The 25,417-nt window shown below is 41.4% G+C and carries 30 protein-coding genes; 23 read left to right on the top strand and 7 right to left on the bottom strand.

The annotated features are described in order from the left end of the window. Positions 1-4 precede the first annotated feature (4 nt). On the top strand, positions 5-796 hold the full coding sequence (locus tag A6M13_RS10555) for an FAD synthetase family protein (protein WP_066545869.1): 792 nt from the start codon (positions 5-7) through the stop codon (positions 794-796). 251 nt (positions 797-1,047) lie between these two features. Beyond that, entirely contained in the window at positions 1,048-3,738 is a 2,691-nt protein-coding gene (locus A6M13_RS10550; protein ID WP_066545865.1) for a leucine-rich repeat protein, read from the top strand. Between the two features lie 44 nt (positions 3,739-3,782). Here A6M13_RS10550 and A6M13_RS10545 read toward each other — a convergent pair whose 3' ends face one another. Beyond that, on the bottom strand, positions 3,783-4,964 hold the full coding sequence (locus tag A6M13_RS10545) for an MFS transporter (RefSeq protein WP_169817440.1): 1,182 nt from the start codon (positions 4,962-4,964) through the stop codon (positions 3,783-3,785). 253 nt (positions 4,965-5,217) lie between these two features. On the opposite strand from A6M13_RS10545, the gene brnQ reads away from it, so the two are divergent. The 5 genes from brnQ (at position 5,218) to A6M13_RS16550 (ending at position 8,139) form a co-directional block, all read left to right on the top strand. Then, entirely contained in the window at positions 5,218-6,549 is a 1,332-nt protein-coding gene (gene brnQ / locus A6M13_RS10540; RefSeq protein ID WP_066545858.1) for a branched-chain amino acid transport system II carrier protein, read from the top strand. 91 nt (positions 6,550-6,640) lie between these two features. After that, complete coding sequence (locus tag A6M13_RS10535; protein ID WP_141680946.1) at positions 6,641-7,684, top strand: DUF1835 domain-containing protein; 1,044 nt, start codon at positions 6,641-6,643, stop codon at positions 7,682-7,684. Further along, a complete protein-coding gene (locus A6M13_RS16325) occupies positions 7,674-7,838 on the top strand; it encodes a hypothetical protein (protein WP_169817438.1) in 165 nt (54 codons plus the stop codon). Before A6M13_RS10535 ends, A6M13_RS16325 begins: the two co-directional genes overlap by 11 nt. Positions 7,839-7,856: 18 nt before the next feature. Then, positions 7,857-7,988 (top strand): hypothetical protein, encoded by a 132-nt coding sequence (locus tag A6M13_RS16605; RefSeq protein ID WP_281181717.1) that lies wholly within the window; start codon positions 7,857-7,859, stop codon positions 7,986-7,988. Position 7,989: 1 nt separating this feature from the next. Continuing rightward, the gene (locus A6M13_RS16550; RefSeq protein ID WP_245669301.1) at positions 7,990-8,139 is read left to right on the top strand and encodes a hypothetical protein; all 150 of its coding nucleotides are present in this window, start codon (positions 7,990-7,992) and stop codon (positions 8,137-8,139) included. 82 nt (positions 8,140-8,221) lie between these two features. On the opposite strand, the gene A6M13_RS10525 is transcribed toward A6M13_RS16550, so the two are convergent. Continuing rightward, the gene (locus A6M13_RS10525) at positions 8,222-8,422 is read right to left on the bottom strand and encodes a YwbE family protein (RefSeq protein ID WP_066545854.1); all 201 of its coding nucleotides are present in this window, start codon (positions 8,420-8,422) and stop codon (positions 8,222-8,224) included. Positions 8,423-8,502: 80 nt separating this feature from the next. Further along, positions 8,503-9,015 carry a hypothetical protein gene (locus A6M13_RS10520; protein WP_066545853.1) on the bottom strand — a complete coding sequence of 171 codons (513 nt, stop codon included), beginning with the start codon at positions 9,013-9,015 and terminating at the stop codon, positions 8,503-8,505. A 372-nt stretch (positions 9,016-9,387) separates the two neighbouring features. Here A6M13_RS10520 and A6M13_RS10515 point away from each other — a divergent pair, with 372 nt between their 5' ends. The 6 genes from A6M13_RS10515 to A6M13_RS10490 are packed head-to-tail and all read left to right on the top strand — an operon-like array spanning position 9,388 to position 13,768. After that, positions 9,388-10,008 (top strand): nitrous oxide reductase accessory protein NosL, encoded by a 621-nt coding sequence (locus A6M13_RS10515; RefSeq protein ID WP_066545851.1) that lies wholly within the window; start codon positions 9,388-9,390, stop codon positions 10,006-10,008. Positions 10,009-10,019: 11 nt separating this feature from the next. Next, entirely contained in the window at positions 10,020-11,324 is a 1,305-nt protein-coding gene (locus A6M13_RS10510) for a right-handed parallel beta-helix repeat-containing protein (protein ID WP_066545848.1), read from the top strand. Then, the gene (locus A6M13_RS10505; protein WP_066545845.1) at positions 11,321-11,776 is read left to right on the top strand and encodes a nitrous oxide reductase accessory protein NosL; all 456 of its coding nucleotides are present in this window, start codon (positions 11,321-11,323) and stop codon (positions 11,774-11,776) included. The genes A6M13_RS10510 and A6M13_RS10505 overlap by 4 nt, the downstream gene beginning before the upstream one ends. A 2-nt stretch (positions 11,777-11,778) precedes the next feature. Beyond that, on the top strand, positions 11,779-12,588 hold the full coding sequence (locus tag A6M13_RS10500; protein ID WP_083998328.1) for an ABC transporter permease: 810 nt from the start codon (positions 11,779-11,781) through the stop codon (positions 12,586-12,588). After that, positions 12,585-13,271, top strand: coding sequence for an ABC transporter ATP-binding protein (locus A6M13_RS10495; protein ID WP_066545843.1), 687 nt, complete (start codon positions 12,585-12,587; stop codon positions 13,269-13,271). The genes A6M13_RS10500 and A6M13_RS10495 overlap by 4 nt, the downstream gene beginning before the upstream one ends. Continuing rightward, on the top strand, positions 13,268-13,768 hold the full coding sequence (locus A6M13_RS10490; RefSeq protein ID WP_066545841.1) for a TlpA family protein disulfide reductase: 501 nt from the start codon (positions 13,268-13,270) through the stop codon (positions 13,766-13,768). The genes A6M13_RS10495 and A6M13_RS10490 overlap by 4 nt, the downstream gene beginning before the upstream one ends. 280 nt (positions 13,769-14,048) lie before the next feature. Here the strand turns inward: A6M13_RS10490 and A6M13_RS10485 are convergent, their stop codons facing one another. Continuing rightward, positions 14,049-14,345 (bottom strand): CC/Se motif family (seleno)protein, encoded by a 297-nt coding sequence (locus A6M13_RS10485; protein ID WP_066545839.1) that lies wholly within the window; start codon positions 14,343-14,345, stop codon positions 14,049-14,051. Between the two features lie 423 nt (positions 14,346-14,768). Here A6M13_RS10485 and A6M13_RS10480 point away from each other — a divergent pair, with 423 nt between their 5' ends. Further along, positions 14,769-15,521, top strand: coding sequence for an SDR family NAD(P)-dependent oxidoreductase (locus tag A6M13_RS10480; RefSeq protein WP_066545837.1), 753 nt, complete (start codon positions 14,769-14,771; stop codon positions 15,519-15,521). Between the two features lie 196 nt (positions 15,522-15,717). On the opposite strand, the gene A6M13_RS10475 is transcribed toward A6M13_RS10480, so the two are convergent. Beyond that, the gene (locus tag A6M13_RS10475) at positions 15,718-17,169 is read right to left on the bottom strand and encodes an aminotransferase-like domain-containing protein (RefSeq protein ID WP_066545830.1); all 1,452 of its coding nucleotides are present in this window, start codon (positions 17,167-17,169) and stop codon (positions 15,718-15,720) included. A gap of 100 nt (positions 17,170-17,269) precedes the next feature. Here A6M13_RS10475 and A6M13_RS10470 point away from each other — a divergent pair, with 100 nt between their 5' ends. Then, on the top strand, positions 17,270-17,869 hold the full coding sequence (locus A6M13_RS10470) for a LysE/ArgO family amino acid transporter (RefSeq protein ID WP_066545818.1): 600 nt from the start codon (positions 17,270-17,272) through the stop codon (positions 17,867-17,869). Here A6M13_RS10470 and aac(6') read toward each other — a convergent pair. Next, complete coding sequence (gene aac(6') / locus A6M13_RS10465; RefSeq protein WP_066545814.1) at positions 17,864-18,301, bottom strand: aminoglycoside 6'-N-acetyltransferase; 438 nt, start codon at positions 18,299-18,301, stop codon at positions 17,864-17,866. The genes A6M13_RS10470 and aac(6') overlap by 6 nt on opposite strands. 89 nt (positions 18,302-18,390) lie before the next feature. Between aac(6') and A6M13_RS16735 the strand changes: the two genes are divergently transcribed. The 7 genes from A6M13_RS16735 to A6M13_RS16320 all read left to right on the top strand — a co-directional run bounded on the left by A6M13_RS16735 (position 18,391) and on the right by A6M13_RS16320 (position 23,335). After that, the gene (locus A6M13_RS16735; RefSeq protein ID WP_083998326.1) at positions 18,391-18,597 is read left to right on the top strand and encodes a GNAT family N-acetyltransferase; all 207 of its coding nucleotides are present in this window, start codon (positions 18,391-18,393) and stop codon (positions 18,595-18,597) included. 93 nt (positions 18,598-18,690) lie between these two features. Next, entirely contained in the window at positions 18,691-19,008 is a 318-nt protein-coding gene (locus tag A6M13_RS10460) for an ArsR/SmtB family transcription factor (RefSeq protein WP_066545811.1), read from the top strand. Next, complete coding sequence (locus A6M13_RS10455; RefSeq protein WP_066545808.1) at positions 19,005-20,300, top strand: arsenic transporter; 1,296 nt, start codon at positions 19,005-19,007, stop codon at positions 20,298-20,300. Before A6M13_RS10460 ends, A6M13_RS10455 begins: the two co-directional genes overlap by 4 nt. 18 nt (positions 20,301-20,318) lie before the next feature. Further along, positions 20,319-20,738 (top strand): arsenate reductase (thioredoxin), encoded by a 420-nt coding sequence (arsC, locus tag A6M13_RS10450; protein ID WP_066545805.1) that lies wholly within the window; start codon positions 20,319-20,321, stop codon positions 20,736-20,738. Positions 20,739-20,755: 17 nt separating this feature from the next. After that, a complete protein-coding gene (locus A6M13_RS10445) occupies positions 20,756-22,042 on the top strand; it encodes an NAD(P)-binding domain-containing protein (protein WP_066545802.1) in 1,287 nt (428 codons plus the stop codon). A 216-nt stretch (positions 22,043-22,258) separates the two neighbouring features. Then, positions 22,259-22,987, top strand: a complete 729-nt coding sequence (locus A6M13_RS10440) for a ferredoxin--NADP reductase (RefSeq protein WP_066545800.1) — start codon at positions 22,259-22,261, stop codon at positions 22,985-22,987. Positions 22,988-23,179: 192 nt separating this feature from the next. Continuing rightward, entirely contained in the window at positions 23,180-23,335 is a 156-nt protein-coding gene (locus A6M13_RS16320) for a hypothetical protein (RefSeq protein WP_169817437.1), read from the top strand. 290 nt (positions 23,336-23,625) lie between these two features. On the opposite strand, the gene A6M13_RS10435 is transcribed toward A6M13_RS16320, so the two are convergent. Beyond that, the gene (locus A6M13_RS10435; protein WP_066545798.1) at positions 23,626-24,174 is read right to left on the bottom strand and encodes a hypothetical protein; all 549 of its coding nucleotides are present in this window, start codon (positions 24,172-24,174) and stop codon (positions 23,626-23,628) included. A 215-nt stretch (positions 24,175-24,389) separates the two neighbouring features. On the opposite strand from A6M13_RS10435, the gene A6M13_RS10430 reads away from it, so the two are divergent. Next, positions 24,390-25,019 (top strand): rhomboid family intramembrane serine protease, encoded by a 630-nt coding sequence (locus A6M13_RS10430; RefSeq protein WP_066545788.1) that lies wholly within the window; start codon positions 24,390-24,392, stop codon positions 25,017-25,019. The last annotated feature ends 398 nt before the right edge of the window (positions 25,020-25,417 follow it).

Here is a 25,417-nt window from a genome sequence, read left to right as displayed (position 1 = left end):
TAGCATGCGTATACAATTTGTAGAAGCACATCAGTTAGCGGGCATTCAACAGCGAGCACCACGTGTCGTCATGGCATTAGGCTATTTTGACGGGGTACATGTCGGGCATCAAAAAGTGATTTTAGCCGCCAAAAAACAGGCAGTGAAGCAAGGTATTGCGCTTGCAGTGCTCTCTTTCTTTCCACATCCAAAAAGCGTGCTACAGCGACAAGCTATCCATTATCTTGAGCCGATTGAACAAAAGGCACAGAAGTTAGAGCAGCTCGGCGTCGATATTTTTTATGTTGTGCAGTTTACACAGGAGCTTGCGCAGCTATCACCTGACTGTTTTTTAGAAGCTTACGTGCGTAAATTGCGCGTCCAGCATATTGTATGTGGCTTTGACTATACGTACGGACATAAAGCATTGGGCAACACGGACACATTGGCGGTGTATGCAGCAGCACATCGCATCGGCTTTACAGCGGTGCGTGCATATAAATGGCATGGTGAAAAAATTAGCTCGACAAAAATTCGTGAGCATGTACGCCGAGGAGATGTGCGGACACTCCCACAGTTATTAGGCACGTACTATACGACAAAGTATTGCCAAGTAACGGGGGTGCTGCCGTATTATACATTGCCACAGCAAGGTCATTATCATGTGTTGATTGATACTGGGAGCACATTTATTCCGTGTCTTGCTACCGTTTTATCCGCAACAAAAGTCCAGCTACATGGCGATGAACCAAGCTTGCCACAGCTGCTGACGATTCAGTGGATTGAGCAAGCACAAGATGTGAAAATTTATGCGTAATGATAGAAGCTATCTAGGAAGCAGTCGCTTTTTAGATAGCTTTTTTTAACGTAAAGGGCATGTAGTAAGGGCGTTTCGGACTGAACGCTATTTTTGATCAAACGAAATGCATAGAGGCAATACGAATACAAGCGACAGCTTCTACGAAAGTAGCGCGCGGAACATCCATTTTTAAAAATTTTAAAAACGATGAAACTTTTCCAGCCTCATACCGTCTGTACAGCAGCAAACGATATAGGAGGATCAAGAACATGAAAAAATGGATGGCAACATTTGCGACCGTGGCGGCAGTTTGTGTCGTTGCACCGCAAGCAGAGGCGAATGAAGCGTCACAACAATCTGAAATAATTATTGAAAAAAATGTGCATTACGAAATTTTCACTGCAAAGAACGGTAAAAAAGAAGCACGAGCACTACGCGTAGAAGGTTATGGTTATATTTATCACGGGATAGAAATTGAGCTTGTTGACGAAGTAAACGGTATTCCCGTAACAGAAATTGCGGCAGGCGCTTTTAAGGGCGAGCACGCAGATGATACGGTTTATGGTAAGGTGATTCGGCATTTACCACGTTCTGTCAAAGTAATTGGGGAAGGGGCGTTTGCCGATGCTATGTTTAACGAGCTTGTTGTGCCAGGGAGTGTTGAATATATTGGGGACCGTGCATTTGCCAACATTTCGGTGGGGCATTTAACGATTGAAAAAGGAATTGACCATATTGGAAAAGAAGCATTTATCGTACGTACGCAATCGGCAATAATCCCACAATCATTAACATCAAATCAAATTCGTCTTTCCTATTTCTCAGGAGTAGAAGTGGTCGTACAGTATATTCCAGATACAGAATTGGAACGACAGCAGCATGACGGCTTGATATATGAAGTGTTTACACGAAACGGTCAGCAGGAAGTACGCATTATCAATTATGACCGCATACAGCAACGCACCGAGCTATATGTCCCAAGCCAAATTGATGGTATACCTGTCACAGAAATTGGCGTGAGCGCATTTTCAACACCGATTGCCTTAAATGGGCTGACAGAATCGCTGCTTGAAAAAATTGTGCTCCCTGCTAGCATTCGAAAAATTGATGCCAATGCTTTTGCTAGCTTAGGCGACACAGTAATTGATATACGGGCACTCACTCATGTAGAAGAAATCGGCGAGTATGCGTTTTCTGACGCAACGTTGCTCACAAGCGAGGATGGATTATTACTATTGCCGAGAACCCTGCATACAATTGGCATATATGCTTTTGCTGGCACAAATTTAAAAAAATTGGCGATTCATAAAGAAAATAAATCCATTGGTGTAGGCGCATTTTGTCAAAATAAAAGCTTGACGCATGTAACGATTGAGGAAGGGGTTACGCACATCGCATCTCATTTATTTACAGAAAGTACGTTACAAAGTGTGACGATTCCAGGGTCTGTTACACACATTGGGAAGCATGCCTTTTATGGGAATCGATTAGAGGAGTTGATACTTCACGAAGGCTTGCAAGAAATAGGCAATAATGCCTTTTATGGAAATGCTTTACGCAGTGTGACATTCCCGAAAGGTTTACAAAAAATAGGGAGTCAAGCCTTTTATGGGAATCAATTAACAGATGCCGTATTTGAATATGGCTTAGAGGAAATTGGCACGTCGGCATTTTTTGATAATAAATTGGAAAATGTCACATTCCCAAACACGTTACAAACAATCGAGGCATCTGCATTTAGTGTGAATCATATTCAAGCGGTGCATCTGCCAAATAGTGTTACACATGTCGGATCAGGTGCGTTCAGTTCAAATGCTATTGCCACTTTACGTTTATCGGAAAGCCTCGAAATGATTAGTGGTGAAGCCTTCTCAAACAATAAATTGACAGAACTGTATGTGCCAAGGTCTGTTACACTGATTGAAAGTTATGCGTTTGTTAATAATCAACTAGAGGATGTCACACTTGAACGCGTGTCGTCAATTCGAGAACAGGCATTTAAAAACAATAAAATTCATACATTAAAGCTACCATCTAATTTAAGAACGATTTCGACTGAAGCGTTTGCGAATAATGAATTAAAGCGCATTGTTTTACCAGCGTTAGTCGATTCATTAGGACATCAAGCATTTATGAATAATCAGATTGCCTCTGCGACGATTCCGGCTTCGCTAAAACAATTAGATTTAGTTGCCTTTTATTTTAATCCTATCGAACAGGTACATTTACAAGGCAGTGACACCGCTGTAAGGTATTCACTACGTTCATTCCAAAATAAAAACGGCGCACCATTTAAAGGCGCTTATGTAGATGAAACACTGAAAACGCCGTATGCAAACTTGCAGCAAAAAGAACCAAACGGCAAACCGATGACGCTCTATTTAGCGTTTGGAGATACGGTTGCGCCTGAACCAAAACCAGAGCCGGTTGCGAAATTTAAAGATATTGGCGGCCACTGGGCACAAGGTGCAATTGAAAGCTTTACAGATAAGGGCTATATTAATGGTTACCCAGACGGTACATTTAAGCCAGGTGCACCGATTCAACGAAAACATGTTGCGCGTATTTTAAATGATGTGTTCCAGTTTGAAGCGGTAAAACCAGCGACACCATTCGCAGACGTACCAAAGTGGCATCCATATTATGATGTCATTACAGCCGTACAGCAAGCTGGTATTTTTAGTGGCGATAACGGCAAATTCCAACCAGAAGCGAACTTAACACGCGGACAACTCGCAAAAGTGCTTGTACTAGCAGCAGGATTTGAGCCAGGTGGTAAGTCCACATTTAAAGATACACCGAGCACATATTGGGGCACACCGTACGTATCAGCGCTTGCTGATTTAGCGATTGTGAAGGGTACAGATGGCTTCTTTAACCCACACAGTCCGATTACACGCGCACAATTTGTATCAATGACATCACTTGCTTTAGCAGAGATGGAAAAGCGCCAGCCGTAAATGAAAAAAGGAGACGCCCAAATGTTTGGGACGTCTCCTTTTTGTTATGTGTGTGATGATACTGTTTGCACATCTTTTGGCAATGTTAAGAAAATCAGCAAGCCGATAATAAACAGCGGGATAATTGATAAAATACTGTACTGCGCAACGCCTGTCAATGTCGTTGTCAGTGCCATTAAAAACGGGCCGATAATTGCGGCGAATTTCCCGAAAATGTTGTAGAAACCGAAAAATTCATTCGAGCGTTCTTTCGGAATAATTTTGCCATAATACGAACGGCTAAGTGCTTGAATACCACCTTGTGCCGAGCCAATCATAATACCGAGCACGAAAATATGCCACATTTCTGAAATGAAGAATGCCGCGATACACGTAATAATATACGTCGTGATGCCGACAATAATCATCGTGCGCGTGGAGTATATTTTCGCTAAACGTCCGTAGAGAAGCGCACACGGAAACGCGATAATTTGAATGACAAGCAAAATCGCCAGCAGCGTAAAGGTGTCGAGCGTATCCGTACCGAGCACACTCGTTGCGTATGGGACAACCATTTTAATAATCGTATCTACCCCGTCAATATAACAAAAATAAGCAAGTAAAAAGACGAAGACAATTTTATAATGGCGAATGTCTTTAAAGGTGCTGCCTAATCGCTTGAAGCTTTGGCGAATAGGCTGTGGCTCCGGTTCAATATAATGGCGTTGCTGTACATCTTTAATCATTGGAATCGTCAGTAATCCCCACCAAAGTGCTGTAATAAAGAAGCCGATTTGATAACCGATTGCGGCGTCCATGCCCATAAAGAAAATGACCGCTAAGCTAATACCAAATGGAATGACCGATGAAATATAGCCGAACGCAAAGCCACTCGTTGAGACTTTGTCCATCTTGTCATCGGTTGTGACATCGACTAAAAATGAATCGTAAAAAATATTCGCGCCGGCAAAGCCGATGCAAGAGAGTACATACATGACGATTAATAATTGCCACTGACCAGAAGCGGGCGCAATAAATGCAAATGATAGCGTCGATAAAATACCGAGCAATGCAAAGAACGTAAAGAATCGTTTCTTTTTATCTTTATAATCGGCAAATGACCCTAAAATCGGACTTAATATCGCTACTAAAATGCTGGCAAGAGAGTTGAAGTAGCCAAGGTCCATATTGTCGACACCTTGGAACATGCCAAAAACAATTGGAAACAAGGCGGTTGTAATCGCCATCGAATACGCGGAATTGCCACAATCGTAAAGAATCCATGATTTTTCTTCTTTTGTAAGCTTCACATGTATCCTCCTCTATCTGTATAGGTTGATGTTATTATATCATTTTAGTTTCGTTATTTTGTCAATTTTCTGTAAAGTTATTCCACAAAAATAGTCAGATGTATTATTATTGTGAAATTATATATAGTCGGCATGTGAATTACCTGTTATGATAGAAACTATGTTTTTTGACAACTAGAGGAGACGTAGTATGCAAGCAAAACTTTCATTTTCACAGTATGCCGTTATTGGCACAATGTTATTTGGCTTATTTTTTGGCGCAGGTAACTTAATTTTCCCGATGCAGCTTGGACAGCTTGCAGGGACAAACTTCTGGCTTGCGTTAGTAGGCTTTTTAGTGACGGCAATTGGCTTGCCGTTTTTAGGTATTTTAGCGATTGGATTATCGGGGAGTACAGGCTTACGCGATTTAGCAAGTCGTGTGCATCCGTTATTTGGTGTCGTGTTTGCGATGGCACTATATTTAACAATTGGACCGTTCTTTGCGATTCCACGTACTGCAACCGTACCATTCGTTGTCGGCTTTGAACCGTTTTTAGCACCGGAGCAAGTGACACTTTATTTAGCGTTATTTAGCTTTGTATTCTTTGCGATTGTGTATTATTTCTCACTGAACCCAGCGAAGATTATGGACATTATCGGTAAATATTTAACGCCGGCATTTTTAATGTTCTTATTTGTGCTAATTGCCATTAGTGTATTCAAGCCAATGGGTGCGTTTGAAGCCCCACAAGGTATGTATATAAATGAAGCATTTGTGACAGGCTTTAAAGAAGGCTATAATACGATGGATGCGCTTGCGTCGCTAGCATTTGGAATTATCGTTATTCATGCGATTCAGCGTGCAGGTGTTACGGATAAAAAAGAAATTGCTAAAGCGACATGGAAAGCGGGCAGCTTTGCCATGATTTTAATGGCGGTCATTTACGGCTTAATTACGTATATGGGCGCGTCAAGCATTCAAGCTGTTGGCACATTTGATAACGGCGGTTTAATTTTCGCCGCAGTGGCTGAGCATTATTTTGGCTCATTTGGTGCGGTATTACTTGCTTTTATTATCGTATTAGCGTGTTTAAAAACGAGCATCGGGCTAATTACCGCATGTAGTGAGTTTTTCCATGACGTGTTCCCAAAAGTACCGTATAAAGCATTTGTATTCGCACTTTGTGTCGTATCATTTGCGATTGCGAATGTCGGCTTAACAAATATTATTACGTTTGCGGTGCCGGTACTAATGTTCTTATATCCATTAGCGATTGTACTGATTTTAGTCGCGCTATGCTCACCGCTCTTCCAGCATAAACAGTCGGTGTATGTCGGGGCAATGACCGTAACATTTTTCATTAGTGTCATTGATGGCTACAACGCGTTAAAAGCGAGCGTTTCAGGTGTGGATGTGGGGCTCTTTAATACCATTGCACAATTTTATGCCAATGTGCTACCACTGTATTCTATTGGTCTTGGCTGGATTGTGCCTGCCATTATTGGAGCAGTCATTGGCTATATCGTAGGACGAAAATAATACATGACAAGCACATGCGAAATTGAACATTTTGCATGTGCTTTTTTCTGTATAATAAAGATGAAAGGTTGTTTTGTAATTGGTACACGCGATGAAACAATTGATTCACCAATTAGAAGAGGAGGAAGTACGTGCTTTATTGCTTCAGCAGTTTGTGCAACTACAACTCGTTGCCGAGGACAATGGCTATACAGCGGAGCAATTTTATTTACAAACCCAGCGTACATATGATGCGCTCGTTGCATCACAGCAACAGCAAGCACGTACAGCACAAACAGAGGCACATATTACGCATATTGTGTTTAGTGACGCAGCAGCAGGTAGCTTAAAGATTGCGTTACGTGAAGCGGGTAACTATGAGCAAATCATTGTTCTTTCCGATGCGTGGTCAGCTGGTCCACTGCGTCATTTGGAAAGTAGAAGCGGGATAGCGGAACGTTATGCGTGGCTCGCTAATCATTTTTCAATGGATGACGATGAACACTTTACATATACAGAAAAGATGCACGATACGGTGAATAAAATTCGTAATATTCCGTCGAATCACTGCGTTATCATCTGGGCAGGCGACAATGGGCATGAGCAAACAGGCTTCCGTTTTGTACTGTCACTGTTACACGATAAAAAGAATGAGCTGCGTGTGATGAACATTAACAAAGCGTATGAAGCGGTTTATGAAAATACCGCGTTCACGCCGCGTCATATGGGAGAGCTATCTGCTGTGCAGCTTGCGCGAATGTATACAAGTGTCGAAAGCGCATATCTATTGTCACAAGCAGAGCGCCATCAGCTTATCGAACAGTGGCAAACGCTAAGTGAAGGGCCACATACATTACGCATTTGGCAAAACGCTACAATTGCGACTGTACCAGAAAGCTACTATGATGCGTATATTTTAGAGGTCGTTCAAGAAAGCCTCGCAGAAAACGGATATGCTACGTCGATTAAGGTAGCGAGAGTAATTGGCGAAGTAATCGGGCATTTAGAAGAGCCTATTGGCGACCAATTTATATATGCTCGCATCATTCGCCTTGTGATAGACGGCGTGTTACAAATGGAGGGAATACCAACAGCTATGCAGTATGACCATATTCAATTACGATGTAAAGAGGAGCGAACAACATATGAACTATGAAGAGATTTACCACGCGAATTTCATTTGTGCTGTGAAAGACAAAATGAAGACAGCTGGTGACATCCAAGCGGTGAAATTTGTGCGTCAACAAACAGGCATGTCCTTAATTCAAGCGAAGAAATTTATTGACTTTTGCCACGCATTAGAGAAGTAAGCCAGAGGAGGTAGGCGAATGAAAAAAGTGACGGTGATTAGTATGGCGTTACTCATTGTAGGTGCACCACTTGTCTATTGGCTTCTGACAAATCCATCAAACTCCGTTGCGCTTATGCAAGCATATCGCCTATATACAGGAGCATTTTGATGTGCAAGCCGTTTCACAATTTACGGTGCTTGAATTTGATGAGAAAGCGTATGTCGTTGAGACGACACCAGGGACAAGGAAAATGAACATTATTGCGATTGAGGAATTGCCAGAGGATATGCGAGCCTATTTGACCGAGCAGAGAAAGTAGCGACGTGTACGTGAGTCAAAGGAAGAACACTAAAAGCCACCAACTGATTATCAGTTGGTGGCTTTTAGTGTATGTGTATCAGCTAAACTTTTGGAAATGTTTCGCACACGCGGCCTACTTGACCGTCTGTGAGGCGAACTTTAATGCCGTGTGGGTGTGAAGCGCTATTTGTTAAAAGGTCTTTCACGATGCCTTTTGTACGCACACCACTGCGCTGATGCTGTTTTAAAATGATGTCTACCTCTAGTCCTGGATAAACATCTTTGCGGTTTTTGCCATTCATGAATTTCAACTCCTGTGACGCTTAGTATACCATAACACCCCCTGCGAACCAATAAAGGCTCACAGGGGGTGTTGTCGTTGTTATTGTTGTGTTGCTTCCCATTCAGCGCGCGTTACTTCTGCTAATGTTAAGTCTGACCAGCCGTCTGTCGGTTGACCATCTGCTGTATACGCAATTTGCTGTAAGTCTGGCATATTTGTAAATAATGTTGCTTTAATTGGTTCAGCAAATGAAGCTGCTGCAGGGCCTGTAATGGTTTCTTGGTCTTTCGTGATACCTTTTTCATAGAAGTCTACAATTAATGTTTTGCCGTCTTCTGAGAAGGATGTGCTATTCACAACACCTTCAAGGCCAATTTGCGTTAATAAAAACTTCGCTAAATTGCCATCTTTGTCTGCTGAGTATTCCACTGATTTACTTGTTACGTCAGCCGCGTCTTCTGTTAGTGTGAAGACTTCATATGTTGAGGCAGTTGCTGTTTCTTCTGTCGTTTCCTCTGCTGTTTCTTCAGCTTGCTCTTTATCGTCCGTTGCATTACATGCAGCTAGTACTAATGCAGATGCAAACAACATCGAAAGTGTCCGTTTTTTCATTATCCAGTCCCCTAACATTATGTATTTAAAAATAAAAATGTATCTTATTCCATCATAATGGTAAAAAGGGTGTCTTTACAAGGAAACTTTGAGAAAATTAGTGTTTTTTATGAGACATTAGGTCGGAGGGAAGGTGATTTTTTAGACTTTGTTTCACTTAAAGACAACTTCTAATGAGACATTATCCGACTTTTATTGTTATTAAATAAAAATAAATTGGTCATTATGGCGAATTTCGTACTAAATTGTGTAACGAGCAGTTCATAATTTTGCCAAAAAACTGCCACGGCAAACTCACGATTCCCTCACAATTGTTTTTTATACTAAGGAAGTGAAAACAAACGTACTACATGATAAAGGAGTTTAAAACAGATGAAAAAACTATGGGTAGCTGCACCAGTAATGATGCTGATGTTATACGGGTGCAATGAACAGCAAACAACAGAACCAGAAGTTAACACCGAAAAACCAGCTGTCGAGCAACTAACAATGGAACAAAAAGAAGTGACAACTGAGCGTGTGTGGGTAGTCGATGAACGTCTAGGTGAGCCGGCTGAAAATACAACATGCTTTATGTGCAATATGAAAGTGCATATGAAGGATGATGAGCAAGGTGTGTTTTCTGCACAAGCAGTACGTGAAAATGGCGAGGTTGTGTTTTATGACGATATTGGTTGCTTGTTAAATGATGAGTATGTGCATGAGGTCGAAAATGAAAAATTTGTACGGGATTATTACACGTTAAACTGGTTTAACGTAGACGAAGCCATTGCTGTTAAGACAGACTTACAATCCCCGATGAACTGGGGTTATATTTTCTTTAAATATGAAGAAGATGCCCAAGCCTATATGGATGCGCACGCAGGTAGCGAAATTGTCGCAATCGACGCTATTCGTCAAGACGCCATTGAGCGCCATCAAAAAAAGCAAGCACATCAAGGTGACGACCATACACACGGTCAGATGATAACTGAAGACAGCCACGAAGAATAGGTGACAGATCAATGAAAAGATGGATAGTCGTGTTCGTAATGGTATGTCTCGTTCTTGTACCGACGTATTCTGTGAGGGCACATGTTCATGAAGCATTGCCGATTCCTGAAAAGAAAGTGATGAAGTTTGGGAAAAACACATTACAGGGCTTAATTGATGACACAGAAGCAGGTGGGACATTGTATTTAGAAGACCGCGTGTACCGTGGCACATTTATGATCACAAAGCCGATTACGATTATTGGGCAACAGGGGACAGCGCTCCATTCCCTTGAAACAGTACTCATTATTAGTGATACAGAGGATGTAACGCTAAAAAATGTGTCGATTGAAGGAAAGCAAGCGATGTTTATTGAAAAGGCATCACGCGTCATATTGGAAGATGTTCATATCGAGCAAGTTAGCGGCGGTATTTATGTGACTGAGAGCAGCGACCTGACGTTTGAGCGTTTACGTGTGACGGGAGAGGACGGGCATTTTTCAGAGAAGCAACACGCAGTGGCGGTGTTTAAATCAAAGCATTTTACGGCGAATGCGAGCGACATTCGAAATGTGATGGACGGCTTTTATTTGGAATCGACTTATGGTGTGACGTTAACAAATAGCCATGTCGAAAATAGTCGTTACGCGATGCATATGATGTATAGCGACCATGTGCGATTGCACGACAATACACTTGTCAATAATATGACAGGCTTTATGGTGATGGTTGCAGAAGACATTATGATTGAACGTAACCGCGTGCTCGAAAATCATTCGTTAAATAGTTTAGGAGTGTATGCTTATGATTTACGGCATGTCGTGTTTCGTGACAATGAGCTCGCTGAAAATATGACAGCGATGGATATTCAACAAGTAAAAAATATGCGCGTGTTTAATAATATATTTACAGCGAACGGGACAGCGCTACAAGTAGAACGTTCACCAAGCTTAGTGGTTGAACACAATGAGTTTGCTGGCAATATTTTAACAAGTCGTACTGATGCAGAAGGCTTTACGTTAACGAGCAATGTTTACGATGACTACGACGGGCGAGATTATGACGGCGATGGCATTGGTGACACTACGTATGCAGCTGCAAATGCGTTCGGACAATGGATGGTACGCAAACCCGTGTACCAATATTTTATGGGATCCCCAAGTGTTGTTGTGCTCGATATGATGGAAAGTGCCGAACAAGCAACAGGCGTTGTTGATACGTCGCCGCGCATTGCTACAACAGAACGACATTTACAATTTGACATGAAGACCGGACAATTACTCATCAGTGCAAGCCTTATCGGTGCACTCTGGATAGCAAGGAGAAAATTAGGATGAAGCAATTACATGTAGCTTTTATTGCGGCATGTGCCATTTTTCTAGGTGCATGTAGTAATGACACATATGAACCACGAGAAATTCAGGCGGAAACGGACATATGCGCCATTTGTAATATGAGTATCACTCATGTGGATTACGCGGCACAAAGCGTGTTGAAAAATGGTGATACGATCGTCTTTGATGATATGGGTTGTTTAATGGCTTATAGAGAGGAGCATGGTGACGAGAACATTGGCGCAAGCTATATTCGTGATTTTGAATCCAACGCGTGGCTTAATATTCAAGACGCAAGCTATGTATATGATAGTGAGCACTGGACACCGATGAACTACGGTGTGCTTGCATTTGCGAATGAAGAAGCGGCACAAGCTTTTATCGACGAAACGAGCGGTGAATTACTAGCGTACACGGATTTAACGACATTTAATTGGGGAGTTCATGAGCATTGAGAATGTTACAGATGATACTGCTTGAAATGAAGCAGCTTGTACGCAGTCGTTGGATTCAAATTGTAACAGTGCTATTTGCGATTGTGTTTACAGCCATTTTAATGATTCAATATTTAGCTGTGCCACAAGTCGGCAATTTCACACGCCAAACCGCTTCATTGCTCAATATTTTACTGTTTTTACTCCCGCTGTTTATGCTGACCATTGGCAGTATGAATATTGCGAGTGACCAAGAAAGTGGCTGGCTACGTCTACTACGCACCTATCCACTGAAAATGTGCCACTATATTTTTACGAAATATATCGCCCTTGTTGGTGTGTTTACGGGCATTATGGTATTTGTGTATGCGGTGGCATTGTTTGTCGGTAGCTTTTTCGGTGGCTTAACGTTACCGCTATTTGCGATTGGCATTACGTTATTACTAATCATGATGTTTAACGCGGTTAGTATCGCGCTTGGCAGCTTCGCTCGTACACGTTTACACGCACTAGCATTAGGACTTGGTGTCTGGTCACTGGTCAGCTTATTATCATCGTATATGTTAATGGCGGTTGGCACAGTCATTGCCGAACATGTACTGCAAAAGCTTGTGATGGTGTCAATGCATGTAAACCCGCTTGAATGGGTACGCTACGGCTACTTTATCTTTTCCGACCAAACGGCTGTACTTGGCCCTGCCTTTTATGACATGTCTGCCTTTTACAGCTCGGCACTCGGCACATTATTTTATATTGCGATTTCTGTTTTATGGGTTGTTGTGCCATTGACGCTTGCAGTATTTGTATTAAAAAGGAGAGGGAAGCAAGGATGACCATTACATTTGAGAACGTCACGAAAGTGTTTCCGGGTGGGCGCGGGATATTTGATATTCAGTTTACACTACAGCCTGGGCAAATTACGGTATTAGTTGGCTCAAATGGCGCAGGAAAAAGTACGGTTATTAATGTGCTGATGCATTTACTAAAGCCAGATAGCGGCGTTGTAAGTCGTAGCCAACATGACGTGCGCTATATGCCCGATGATTTATCGTTTCCAGATACATTAACAGCGCGGGAAATTATGCATTTTTTAGGAAGCTTAAAAGGCATCCCACTCGATAAACAACAGCATGTGTTACAACTAGTAGGGTTAGAAGAAGTAAAGCATATGAAGGTAAAGCAATTTTCAAAAGGGATGCGGCAGCGCCTCAATTTAGCACAAAGCTTACTGGGAAGTAGCACATGCTATATTTTAGATGAACCGACAAATGGACTTGACCCATACTGGATTGCGAAACTGAAGCAATTGTTAGAAGCGGAAAAGGAACGCGACCAAATGGTGTTATTCTCAACACATTTACTCAGCCTCGCGCAAGAAATTGCAGACCAAGTTATTTTAATTGACCACGGTCGTATCGTTGCGACAGGACGTGTCACCGACTTATGTGCACAACATCATTGTGACACATTAGAAGAAGTATGGTTGACGCTAACGAAGGGGCAGACGACACGATGAGAAATGTTATTGTTTTCACGATACTTGTTGCCGCACTTGGCTACGCTTGGTGGTCAACAAATAACACCACGGTAGCAGACAAGACCTCAAGCGTGCAAGCGACCGACTTTACATTACCGACCTTATCCGGTAGTGACATGTCGTTATCAGACACGCGCGGAAAGGTGACGATTTTAAACTTTTGGGCATCGTGGTGTGGGCCTTGTCAGCAGGAAATGCCTCACTTTCAGCAAATCGTTGATACGTATAATGATGTATCGGTTGTTGCCGTAAACGTCACCACCAAAGATACAAAGGCAGATGCGAAGGCGTTTGTAGCAGATTATGGTTTGACATTCCCAATTTTGTTGGATGAAACGGGCGATGTGTCTACAATGTACGGTGCGTTTAGCATTCCGCTCACGGTCATTTTAACGAAGGATGGGCATATCGCACATGAAATTATGGGTCCGCTCGATACAACACAGCTTACCGCGTTGATTAAGCCGTTACAATGACTGATGGATAACGATATGAATGGCGATAACATCGATGAAAATCGTTAAGAAATACGCAATAACGCCAAACGTGATTCGGCAATAACACCTAGTTTCATATTCATAAGCGATGCTTACTTTAAAATACGTAGTCTCATGCATTTTTCTTTGATTAGTGTCTCCGTACTGTCAATGTATAGAAACGGTAGCCAAAACTCAAACGAAGAAACATGATAGAAAAAAACAAACAGCCTCGTTGGTAAACATGCTACCAGCTTGACTGTTTGTTTTTTTATCGTGTCTATACTTCTGTAACGGCAACAGGTGCAAGTTTTGTACTGAGCAGTTTAAACGGCCCAAAACCCGCAAGCTTTAATGTAATCGTATAATTGGCAAGTAGTGGCTTTTTAATATAAATGGCAGTATCGTACATCGAAATTTGTTCAAACTGTGCCTGATGTTTCGGTGTGTGAAAAGAAATTGTCGCTTCGCTCACAGAGGGCGCACAGCAACTTTCCACATCGACTAATTGAATTGTCACGGGCTTTTGCTTTTTTTGGAGCCATTGTTTAGCATCATCTTCAATGTGTAACGGCATGATGTCACCTCCGCTTCGTTTTTCTTAGCGTAAAAGGTGCACGCGAATTCGTCAATGCTTTTATCGAAAAAGTATGACAATAGTGCATGGAGGGATGGAATATAGACGAGCTAACGATAAGCCGCAAGTCGTTTTTTCACGCGCATAGCTTCTTGTTGGAGTAAGGCAATATAGTGCTGCTTTTTTAAGTCATCGAGCTGGTTAGAGGGGAGGACGATGTTGATCGTTGCAATAACGGTCACAAATGGCAATTTTCACGATAGAAGCTACATTTAAAGATGCACAATGTAGATGTACCGTAATTTATTGTCCATCTTTCGTGTGAAAACCGGGGGCAAATAGTATACAAATCTACAACCTATCGGCTAAAATGAAATTGTTCCGCGATTTTGATAGTCGCATATCACAAGGAGGTTTTGACAAATGAAATTACAAGACAAAGTAGTCATCATTACAGGTGGTGCAGGTGGTATTGGCGCTGGTATGGGACGTGCCATGGCAAAGGAAGGTGCAATCATCGTAGCGATTGACGTAAATCCAACAGCTGGTGAAAAAATTGCTGCAGAATTACAGCAAATTTCACCAAAATCTTCATTTGTACAAGCAGATTTAACAGACCACGCGAATTTAAAATCAATCGTGGATGACATCGTTGCAAAATATGGTCGCTTAGACGTATTAGTGAACAACGCACATGCATCAAAGCAAGTTTCATTTTTAGAGACGACGCCAGCAGATTTAGCATTATCAATGGATACAGGTTTCTACCCAACATGGTACTTAATGCAAGCAGCGATTCCACACTTAAAAGAAACAAAAGGCAACATTATTAACTTCGCATCAGGCGCTGGTTTAAAAGGGCATAAAACACAAGCAGCGTATGCGGCAGCGAAAGAAGCCATTCGTGGTATTACACGTGTCGTTGCGAATGAATTTGGCGCAGATGGCATTACAGCGAACTTAATTTCACCGATTGCCAACTCAGAAGGCGTTCAAGCATGGGCACAAGCACAGCCAGAATATTATCAAAATGTATTAGCGGGCATTCCAATGGGCCGCTTCGGTGACCCAGAGCAAGATATCGGTCGTGTAGCTGTATTTTTAGCATCAGAGGATTCAAAATATATTACCGGTCAAACATTTATGGTTGACGGCGGTTCAATTATGCTGCACTAAGCAGTAAATGACGGACAGACAGCGGCGAAACATTCGTCACTGTCTGTTTTTTGTGCGAAACAAGCGGTTTGTTCGTATGATGGCGGTGATGGTCGGTGTTATTTTTATCGTCATTTTTGTAATAGAACTTGGCACAACACCTATATATAAACGGTATGTGATACGTCAACCGTAACTAAAAAAGAAGCGGTTCGACTTAGTCGGGCCGCTTCTTTTTTGGCGATAATAGCGCTTCGTTCACAAGCTGTGAGAGTAGCTGAATACCGGTTTTTAATTCCGCTTCCGACGCATAGCTAAATGATAAGCGAATATGGTGAAAATCATTCGGCTGATACATATAGCCAGGATTGATTAAGACGCCGCGCTGAATTAATTGTAAAAAAAGTGATTTTTGGATAACTGGTTCATGAAAACGAAGCCAAATATAATAGCCTCCCGTTGGTGATTGCCACGAAGCCACGTCCCGCAAATACATGTGCAGTAATGTTTCGGTATAGCGTGCTCGTTGCTGTAATTGCTGGCGCAGTGTGTCAACTGATGCGTCATATAAACCTGATGTGAGCCAGTGTGTAACGACTGCTTGCGAAAGTGCACTAGAACCGTAGTCCGTCTGCATTTTGACATCGGCTAACCGCTGAATAACTGCTTCTGGTGCAACAATCCAACCAATGCGCAGTCCAGCACTTAACGCTTTTGATATACTGCCAATATATAAAACATGCCCGCTTCGATCATTCGCTTTTAACGGGCGTATGGATGTACCATCGAATTGAAGTGCTTCATACACATCATCTTCAATAATCGGCAATGACAGCTGTTGGCACATCGTATAAAACGTTTGCTTCTCCGCCTCACTCCAGCTATAGCCTGTTGGATTATGCAAGGTTGGCATGACGTAGCAAACGCCTTGTCGTGTTTGTAACATCGCTTGCATTGATGGTTTGTCAATTTGTGTAAGCCGGCGACCAAGCAACTGCATGCCGGCAGACTGAAACGGGTGAATGGATTGTAAATAAGACGCCTCTTCGTGAAAGACGAGCGAGCCGCGTTCTAATAAACCGAGCGCGATGAGTTGAAGTGCCTGCAATGCACCCGACACAATTAATATATTGCGCGGCGTTGTATGGATGCCGCGCTTTTGAAGGTGTACACATAACGCTTCACGCAGTGCTATGCTTCCTTGTGGTTCGGAGTAGCCGAGGGCGCGCGGGGAAAGTGTAATATGTGCGAGCGATTGTTCAAGTGAAGCGGTTGGCAAAAGCGTTGTCGCTAATTCACCTGTACCGAGCCGAATCATATCGCTGCGCTGTTCATAATCATTAATGAGTTGAATGGTGTCCATATTTGGCTTATGGATACTTGTATCAATATAACGTTGCCATTTTGGCTGCGAAAGTAGTGCTTGCCATGGGTCTGCACAAATAAATGTACCTTTCCCGACAATGCTTTCGATAAGACCGTTTGCTTGTAGCTCTTCCATCGCTGTGTGGACGGTACTGCGATTCACGCCAAACTGCACTGCAAGTACCCGCTGTGGTGGACATTTCATCCCAGGCGGAAAATCACCGCTTCGAATATTGTCCGTGAACCATGTCACAATTTGTGTATGCAGTGAGAGTGCTGCTTGTCGCTTTGGTTGCCAGTGCATCATAATCCTCCGTAAAATTGGTTGGATATTTACCCAACCAATTGGTCGTTTTCTTTTACTATAGCGTATTGTACAGTGAAAGAGAAATGGAGTGAATAACATGGATGCCTTTTTACATGGCTTAATTTTAGCGCTGGGCTTAATTTTACCGCTCGGTGTGCAAAATATTTTTATTTTTTCACAAGGTGCCACCCAGCCAACCTTATCGAGAGCATTGCCCGCAGTTGTAACTGCATCGATTTGTGACTCATTGCTCATCGTGGCATCGATATTTGGCTTATCGTATGTATTTTTACAATTGGATATGTGGCGTACAGGACTCATGATAATGGGCATTGTATTTTTACTCTACATGAGTGTGAGTATTTGGCGCAGTGAAGCGAGTGCTTTTCAAACGGAGCGTCCCATGAGCGTCAAAAAACAAATGATATTTGCGCTGTCGGTATCATTTTTAAACCCACATGCGATTTTAGATACAGTTGGTGTCATTGGTACGAGCGCACTTGCATATGATGGAAGTGATGTCGTATTATTTACGGTCGCTTGTGTCAGCGTGTCATGGGTTTGGTTTTTTAGTTTACTGTACGCTGGCTCGACGCTTCAAAAATTACGTGAGCCACAAAAAATCATGCGTCTTTTAAATAAATGCTCGGCCGTATTTATTTTTGCAATGGCACTTTACTTAGCAACGACGTTATAACGGCTTTGTAAAGCAGATGATGCGGTTCGCCTCGGTGAAACCAAGACGCATATGCACGTCATAGCTTACCATGTTTTCTAGCTCACAGTCACTTGCAAATTGTGCGCAACCCTTTTCCTTTGCCCACGCTTCACAAGCTTCAATGAGGTGGCGCGCAATGTGCTGTGTGCGAAATGCCGGTGCAACGTACACGCCTTCTAAGTAACCGACTGGTGATGAGTTCGTTCCTTCGACATAATCATATCGAAGCTGGCATTGTGCAAAGCCCGCCGCTTCTTTTTCTACAAAAGCTAGCATAATTGTAGCATCCGCACTTTGGATAAACTGTTGCATGTCTGTTGTAAATGCGTCTACTGAATGGCCTGGCCAAAGCGCACAGGCAAGCGTAGCAGCTAGGGGTGCTTGTTCCATCGTTGCTTGTTGAATATGCATAAAAATTACTCCTTTTTCTTTAGTATAGCGCGACTACATGAGAAAGCGATTAAAATGGTCGTTACAAAGGGGAGCTTAGCCCACTGTTAATGGATAACTTAACGCGCTTTCAAATAAAGTTCTGCGGAATCGGAAGAGCCACAATCGCACGGCGTGGACATGATTCCACGTTAAATAGGGTATCCGTATTACCTGCATACCAAGGGCGAAAAATTGGCGAGCAATTAATGATTCATATTAAACAAATTGCGAAAGCACAACGCTATCCGTGTATGTTATTAAAGGCGAGGTGCTGAAGTATTGTCGGTACTTCTTAAATAAAATAGGTTGCAATTTATGACGCTACGGCATAATATAAGTAAATAATTATATATTAATGGAGGATGAACATGGAACTGACAATAATGGAGAAGCAGTTAAAGGCGGTTGCTGATTTAAATCGCTTAAAAATTTTAGCGTGCTTAAAAAATGGCGAAGTGTGCGTGTGTGATTTTACTGATGTGCTCGGTATTTCACAGCCAGCAGTCAGTCAGCACTTACGTAAACTAAAAGAAGCGGACATTATTCAAGAACGCAAAGTCGGCACATGGAAACATTACCGCATTGCCGAGACGCAAACAGTGCTGATGCAGCAAATTTTAGCGACAATTACACCGCAAGCAACATGTGCTTGTCGCACAGACAAAGGATGTAACGAAGCAACATGACGATGTTAATACTCGCGTCACTCATCTTTATGCTGACGCTTATTTTTGTGATTTGGCAGCCAAAAGGATTGAATATTGGTTGGTCTGCTATGGCAGGTGCAGTGATTGCACTTGCGGTAGGTGTTGTTGACCTACAAGATGTCGGGACAGTCATTGACATTACGTGGAACGCGACACTGTCATTTATTGCAATTATTATTATTTCACTTATTTTAGATGAAATTGGTTTATTTGAATGGGCAGCGCTTCATATGGCACGCGCGGCTAAAGGAAACGGTATGAAGATGTTTGTGTATGTCAGCTTGCTTGGTGCAATCGTTGCAGCATTGTTTGCCAATGACGGTGCAGCGCTTATTTTAACGCCAATTGTATTAGCGATGGTGCGCCATTTACAGTTTAAAGAGGCGATGATTTTCCCGTTTATTATGGCAAGTGGTTTTATTGCCGATACGACAAGTTTGCCGTTCGTTGTGAGTAACTTAGTGAACATTGTGTCTGCGGACTTTTTCAATATTGGCTTTGTTGAGTACGCGTCACGCATGGTCATTCCGAATGTATTTTCACTCGTTGCAACGATTACGGTACTATTGCTGTATTTCCGCAAAGTCATTCCGAAGCATTTTAATGCGACAATGTTACAAGCACCGCATACAGCGATTAAAGATGAGAAGCTATTTTCTATTTCATGGGTGGTCCTTGGCGCATTAGTCGTTGGCTACTTCTCTAGCGAAGCATTACACATTCCCGTGTCGGCAATTGCGGGCACAATCGCGATATTCTTTTTATTGCTGGCACGTCGTAGTCCAGCGGTGCAAACAAAGACCGTTCTTCAAGGGGCACCGTGGAATATTGTATTTTTCTCGATTGGGATGTATGTCGTGGTGTACGGACTTGGCAATGCCGGACTAACGGAATTGCTTGCATCCATCATTGAATGGACAGCCACGCAAGGTTTATTTATCGCAACGATCGGTATGGGCTTTATTGCGGCATTCTTATCATCGGTTATGAATAATATGCCGACCGTCATGGTAAATGCTTTAGCAATTGCAGAGACGAATACAACGGGCGTTGTACGTGAAGCACTTATTTATGCGAATATTATCGGCTCTGATTTAGGACCGAAAATTACGCCAATCGGTTCACTTGCAACACTTGTATGGTTATATGTGCTGTCGCAAAAAGGTGTACATATTTCTTGGGGCACGTATTTTAAAACCGGCATTCTATTAACGCTACCGATTCTACTTTTCACATTAATCGGCCTATATATGACATTACTTATTTTTTAACGAAGAGAGGCTCTTTTTATGACAACCAAAACACTTTATTTTTTATGTACAGGCAACTCGTGCCGTTCACAAATGGCGGATGGCTGGGCACGTCAGCTTTTACCGACTAATTGGCACGTATACTCAGCAGGGATTGAAGCACACGGTGTTAATCCACATGCAATTCGTGCAATGGCAGAAGTCGGTATTGATATTTCACATCATACATCGGACATTATTGACACAAAGCTTCTACAAGAGGCAACACTCGTTGTGACATTATGCGGTGATGCGGCGGATAAATGCCCCGTAACACCATCACATGTCCGCCGTGAGCATTGGGGCTTCTTTGACCCTGCAAAAGCAACAGGCACAGAGGAGGAAAAATGGCAGGTGTTTCAAGAAGTACGCGATGCAATTGGCGCACGAATTCAGCGCTTTGTCGATGAGGAATTATAAAAGAGGAGGAACGCTATATGACATTTCATATTACGACACAATCCACATGTTGCGTACCGAATACATCGTGTTGTGATGGATACCCCGTAGCTATTATTGGCGCAGGTCCAATTGGCTTGGCAGCTGCGGCACATTTACAGCAGCGCAATATACCGTTTTTTATTGTTGAAAAGGGAGATGTTGCTGACAATATTCGGTCGTGGCAGCATGTGACACTTTTTTCACCATGGCAATATAATATCGACCATGTCGCAAATCAGCTATTAACGGCAACGGGATGGCAGACGCCGATACAAACCAATATCCCGACTGGCGCACAGTTGATTGATGCGTATTTACAACCGCTTGCGGCACTTTTTGAAAAACAAATTTTTACGCACCATGAAGTTATCGGTATTAGTAAAGAACAAACAGACCGTATGAAAAGTCAAAACCGTGCACAGCAAGCTTTTCAGTTAGTTGTCGAAACGAAGGTCGGCATTAAGACCATGAAGGCACGAGCGATTATTGATGCAACTGGCACGTGGGGACACCCAAGCCCTGCGGCAAGTAATGGTTTATGGTTACGCGGGGAACAACAAGCAGCGCCGTTTATGACATATACGATTCCAACAGACGAACAGCTACAACTGTACGCTTCTAAACATGTGGCGGTTATCGGTAGCGGGCACTCGGCGATTCAGTCCCTTTTACAGCTTGTCGCATTAAAAGAGCACTATCCGCAAACGACAATTACATGGATTGTACGAAAAGCACGAATAGAAGATGCGTATGGTGGTGGATCAAATGATGAACTAGCCGCGCGTGGGGAGCTTGGTTTACGCATTGCGTACTTTGTTGAAAATGGCACAATTCACGTAAAAACAGCATTTACAATCGAGCAAGTACGTGCAACGTCACAACGTTTAACGTTGAAATCACAAACAGAAACATTAGCAGTGGATTATGCTATTGTGAATACAGGTAGCCGACCAAATTTTGATTTTCATCGAGAGCTTCGCTATGAAGCAGACGCGATTACTGAAGCAGTACCAGCACTTGCACCACTTATTGACCCGAATGAGCATAGCTGTGGTACCGTTGCGGCGCACGGGGAACGAGAGCTTCGACAAGTTGAGCCGAACTTTTATATTGTCGGTGCAAAATCTTACGGACGTGCGCCAACATTTTTAATGGCAACAGGCTATGAGCAAGTGCGCTCTGTTACGGCTTATTTAGCTGGTGATATCGAAGCGGCAACACAAGTTGAGCTATCTTTACCAGAAACGGGCGTTTGCCATAGTGGGGTTGGCGGTTGTTGTTAAACAGCTAACTTTCAAGATACGTGCGAACTACGTGAGTAGCGTCTCCTCTAAAAATTGTGCAGCAAGGTGCTGCACAATTTTATGTTGAAAAGCCTCGTAATTCACGTAAAAAAAAGCATGCCATTGATTTTCTGAATGTTTGTGCTATAATCGACGTATACTCTATTTGATAATGATTATCATTTGAGAATACCGAACGTCTTGGAGGCATATAACATGCAAATTGATTGGACAGCTATTAAAGAAATCGTTAATGAAACATCTGAAGTGAAAACGTATTTATTAGAATGCCCAGAAGGTTTTACGTGGGAGGAAGGCGCACATACACATTTCGCGCTAGAAGGCTTTAATGCAGGTGAGAAACCGAACCGTGCATTAGTACGCCACATGTCTATCTCTACAACACCAACTGAAGGCACGATTGGCATTACGACACGTATTAAAGAACAATGTTCAGAATTTAAATCAGTTCTAAAAAGCTTACAAATTGGCGATAAAGTTGCGCTCTTTAAAACACATTCAAACGTGCCATTAAAACGCCAGCAACAACCGATTTACTTATTATCATCAGGTGTCGGCTTAGCAACATTCCGTTCTGTTGTATTAACGTATTTAGCGAATACACAAGATGTACCGAGCGTACATTCATTAAACGTAGATTCATCAAAAGATTATTTATTTACAGATGTTTTCACAACGAATGTTGAGAAAAACTTCACAGCACAATTTGTTGATAGCCGTGACGCGTACTACACAGAAGCACGCGAGCTTGCGAAAAATACAGATGCGTTATTTTATGTCGTTGGTAGCAATGAATTTTTAACGCAAAATATTGAGTTGTTACGTGAAGCGGGTGTCCCAACAGCGCATATTATGTTAGATAAACGTCCACAGCAAATTGAAGAGCTTCTTGGTACTGCACCAACTGTTTTAACAGAAGCATAATATAAAAAAGAACCAATGCGACTAATCCATTGGTTCTTTTTTTATTGCGTCATGTAAATTAGAAAGTTTCCAACATACAGGTTATGTTGACGGAAAGAAGTAGGATTTTGTCTCGCTCGTGTTTCTTCTTTCAGAAAAGGGGAATGGCTATGATAAGCAAGAACTAATTTCTTGAGGGGAGCATACGTACACATGACGAAAAAAGAACAGCCGTCACAGGAAACTGTGCAAGAAAACAAAAGCATCCCCGCAGAACACGCTGCCAAGCATGAAGGACAGCATTTAAAAGATACACAAAACACAAAAGGTCATCAATTTGATCCAAGTCGCAGAACAACGAATAAATAATAAATAGGCTAGTACGTATTCCGCATATTCGAATCCCTACTAGCCTATTTTAGTTTATGTATGCTACAGGTCCCGTCAGAAATATGCACGGTGTTATGCAAATGCGGATAGCTACAATAGAAGGAAAGTCTTGTAATAACAATGGTTGTGCGGGTCTGCATAAAAAGCTGTATAACTTAGGGACACAAAGAAACCCACGAAACGCTGTTATAGAGCCTTTTGTGGGTTTTTAGTAGATTCTCAAACTTTCATTTGAGAACGTTATTTTGTATAAAGATGTATTAAATACTTTAAGTTTTCAGCACATAATATAAAATATTGTTTTTCAAAAAGATAAGATATTCATTGTACTCAAAAACCTTTAGAGAAGCATATTCAGGGAGATTTTTTATATCTGATATAGGACCGTTTGATATTAGCTTTTCTAAACTTGTAATGCCGTAATCTGTTAAGTCTAAATAAGTGACTTTTACGGCAACTAGCCTATCTTCATTTTGAGTATAGAAAATGGGCATAATTTCATTTGGAAAGTTATTTTCGAGCAAAAGTGCCTCACTTAATTTTTGACCATAATAAAATTCTACATCGGCAGTATAAGTCTGCAACTGAACCTCTGTACTAGTAATCATTGTATAGTCCGGATTTTCTGTTATTAAAGGCTTTTTATCTAAGCTTTCGAACCAATTTAATACCTCCTTCTCAGTATTACTAGAAACAACAGGAGGCGTACTATTTTCAAAACTTATTCCACCAGTTGTAGTAAAGGACAAATTCGGGTCAAGTTTAGCTAGAATAATAACAAAAATAATAAACCCAACTAATAATATTATTTTTTTCATTTCATAACTCATTTCATAGATTGATATTCTTTAATAATATATCAATTAAGTATGGTAAGTGAAAGTATAAGCAAAATACCTCCAGTTCACTTGAAGTAGCATTTGGGAACGTTATTTTGAATGTAAATTAATACAGATCTTCCCAGAAGTTCAATGAATATAATTAAAACAAAAGATTAATTGTATATTTAAGGTAAAATAATTTAATATTTAGAATGAAAAAGGGGGAAGAAACGCTGTTTACAATTAAAGAGGATTTCAAAACATTTACCAAGAAATATCCTGTCACCGTATCAATTATTGCAATATGTATGCTTATAACAATTGCTATCACAATATTAGGTGGCTATACAAAACCAAATCTAATTTTTTTAGGCGCGTACGATAAAGAGTTAATTACTAGTGGTCAATTTTGGAGACTTCTTACATATTCTTTTAATCATATGAGTTACCCACATTTTATACTTAACATTGTATTCTTAATTTTACTCTCTCATCCACTTGAACGAACTTTAGGGAAAATTAAATTCATCATGATTTTTTTATTTACAAGTATATTTGCAGGAGTTATCATTCACTTTTTTTCAAATGTCGATTATATAGCTGGCTCTTCAGGCTTTGGTTATGGGTTACTAGGCATATATATTTTTCTATTTTTAAAATATAAAAATAAATTTGATCAAAGTGATAGGAAATTCATTTTTCTATTTATAGCTATTGGATTTACAATGACTTTATTAATTCCAGGTGTTAGCTTTGCAGGTCATCTTGGAGGTTTTATTGGTGGAATCATTTTTGCTGCTTTAGTATTTAGAAGCGAAGAGCAAGTAATATTCTATGGATAATTGAATTCTTCTAACACAAGTAACAAAGAAGACTGACCTTGTAAAGTCGGTCTTCTTTGCTTATAACCATTCCTAAAGCGCTGTTTGGGAACGTTTTTTGTATAGATTTGTATAATCCAAAAGCTTTAATACAAATAAGTCACTATTCTTTTTTGTAAGAATAAGGTTTTTTAGCCCATTCATACAAAAATGCAAATAAGTAAATTACAATGATTGAACCAATAAAGATAAAGAGATTTTTCTCCCACTGAATTTTATGCTCATAATATAATTCACCAATAGTAATAAGTATGAAAAAAATACAAGGATAGGCAAGATATTTTCTATATTTTTTAATCAAAATAGCATCTACCTTTCTTTAATTATGTTATTCACCTTTTTGGGCTTGTTTCACTAAA

It is taken from the genome of Caryophanon tenue (assembly GCF_001700315.1).
Classification (GTDB): domain Bacteria; phylum Bacillota; class Bacilli; order Bacillales_A; family Planococcaceae; genus Caryophanon; species Caryophanon tenue.
The sequence above is the reverse complement of the archived record's forward strand: the minus strand, read 5'-3'. Positions and strand labels throughout refer to the sequence as shown.

Coding starts and splice junctions, on each gene's coding strand:
- brnQ (WP_066545858.1), top strand. CDS start 5,218: ATGCAAGCAAAACTTTCATTTTCACAGTATGCCGTTATTGGCACAATG.
- A6M13_RS16605 (WP_281181717.1), top strand. CDS start 7,857: ATGAAAAAAGTGACGGTGATTAGTATGGCGTTACTCATTGTAGGTGCA.
- A6M13_RS10545 (WP_169817440.1), bottom strand. CDS start 4,964: ATGGCGATTACAACCGCCTTGTTTCCAATTGTTTTTGGCATGTTCCAA.
- A6M13_RS10430 (WP_066545788.1), top strand. CDS start 24,390: ATGAAAAAGGGGGAAGAAACGCTGTTTACAATTAAAGAGGATTTCAAA.
- A6M13_RS10455 (WP_066545808.1), top strand. CDS start 19,005: ATGACGATGTTAATACTCGCGTCACTCATCTTTATGCTGACGCTTATT.
- A6M13_RS10515 (WP_066545851.1), top strand. CDS start 9,388: ATGAAAAAACTATGGGTAGCTGCACCAGTAATGATGCTGATGTTATAC.
- A6M13_RS10460 (WP_066545811.1), top strand. CDS start 18,691: ATGGAACTGACAATAATGGAGAAGCAGTTAAAGGCGGTTGCTGATTTA.
- arsC (WP_066545805.1), top strand. CDS start 20,319: ATGACAACCAAAACACTTTATTTTTTATGTACAGGCAACTCGTGCCGT.
- A6M13_RS10550 (WP_066545865.1), top strand. CDS start 1,048: ATGAAAAAATGGATGGCAACATTTGCGACCGTGGCGGCAGTTTGTGTC.
- A6M13_RS10435 (WP_066545798.1), bottom strand. CDS start 24,174: ATGAAAAAAATAATATTATTAGTTGGGTTTATTATTTTTGTTATTATT.
- A6M13_RS10520 (WP_066545853.1), bottom strand. CDS start 9,015: ATGAAAAAACGGACACTTTCGATGTTGTTTGCATCTGCATTAGTACTA.
- A6M13_RS10445 (WP_066545802.1), top strand. CDS start 20,756: ATGACATTTCATATTACGACACAATCCACATGTTGCGTACCGAATACA.
- A6M13_RS10490 (WP_066545841.1), top strand. CDS start 13,268: ATGAGAAATGTTATTGTTTTCACGATACTTGTTGCCGCACTTGGCTAC.
- A6M13_RS10555 (WP_066545869.1), top strand. CDS start 5: ATGCGTATACAATTTGTAGAAGCACATCAGTTAGCGGGCATTCAACAG.
- A6M13_RS10480 (WP_066545837.1), top strand. CDS start 14,769: ATGAAATTACAAGACAAAGTAGTCATCATTACAGGTGGTGCAGGTGGT.
- A6M13_RS16320 (WP_169817437.1), top strand. CDS start 23,180: ATGACGAAAAAAGAACAGCCGTCACAGGAAACTGTGCAAGAAAACAAA.
- A6M13_RS10510 (WP_066545848.1), top strand. CDS start 10,020: ATGAAAAGATGGATAGTCGTGTTCGTAATGGTATGTCTCGTTCTTGTA.
- A6M13_RS10470 (WP_066545818.1), top strand. CDS start 17,270: ATGGATGCCTTTTTACATGGCTTAATTTTAGCGCTGGGCTTAATTTTA.
- A6M13_RS10500 (WP_083998328.1), top strand. CDS start 11,779: ATGTTACAGATGATACTGCTTGAAATGAAGCAGCTTGTACGCAGTCGT.
- A6M13_RS16735 (WP_083998326.1), top strand. CDS start 18,391: ATGGATAACTTAACGCGCTTTCAAATAAAGTTCTGCGGAATCGGAAGA.
- A6M13_RS16325 (WP_169817438.1), top strand. CDS start 7,674: ATGAACTATGAAGAGATTTACCACGCGAATTTCATTTGTGCTGTGAAA.
- A6M13_RS10535 (WP_141680946.1), top strand. CDS start 6,641: ATGAAACAATTGATTCACCAATTAGAAGAGGAGGAAGTACGTGCTTTA.
- A6M13_RS10505 (WP_066545845.1), top strand. CDS start 11,321: ATGAAGCAATTACATGTAGCTTTTATTGCGGCATGTGCCATTTTTCTA.
- A6M13_RS10495 (WP_066545843.1), top strand. CDS start 12,585: ATGACCATTACATTTGAGAACGTCACGAAAGTGTTTCCGGGTGGGCGC.
- A6M13_RS10440 (WP_066545800.1), top strand. CDS start 22,259: ATGCAAATTGATTGGACAGCTATTAAAGAAATCGTTAATGAAACATCT.
- A6M13_RS10475 (WP_066545830.1), bottom strand. CDS start 17,169: ATGCACTGGCAACCAAAGCGACAAGCAGCACTCTCACTGCATACACAA.
- A6M13_RS10485 (WP_066545839.1), bottom strand. CDS start 14,345: ATGCCGTTACACATTGAAGATGATGCTAAACAATGGCTCCAAAAAAAG.
- A6M13_RS10525 (WP_066545854.1), bottom strand. CDS start 8,422: ATGAATGGCAAAAACCGCAAAGATGTTTATCCAGGACTAGAGGTAGAC.